Annotated in this window: 1 pseudogene; it reads left to right on the plus strand. The window is 64.9% G+C overall.

Annotated elements, in window-relative coordinates:
- Positions 1-190, plus strand: a pseudogene (locus SB764_RS43685) (RNA pseudouridine synthase); the annotation flags it as partial.
- Between the last annotated feature and the right edge of the window lie 55 nt (positions 191-245).

Raw genomic sequence — 245 nt, forward strand, 5'->3', positions numbered from 1 at the left:
CTGTGCCGGTGATCTAACCTACGGGGCGGACCCCCGCCTCGCTGCGACTTTGGGCCTCACACGTCAGTGGCTGCACGCCCGCCAGCTTGGCTTTACCCACCCGCGCACCGGCGAATGGGTGGAAGTCACCAGCGAATATCCGGAAGATCTGCAGTTCGCTTTGGACCTCTTGGCAACCGGGGCGGCGTAGAGGCACGTGCCGCGCACGTTCCTATCCTGTCGGACCCTGGACGGTAGACTGTCCG

The sequence above is a fragment of the Paraburkholderia sp. SIMBA_027 genome, assembly GCF_046535315.1.
Taxonomy (GTDB): Bacteria; Pseudomonadota; Gammaproteobacteria; order Burkholderiales; family Burkholderiaceae; genus Paraburkholderia; species Paraburkholderia tropica.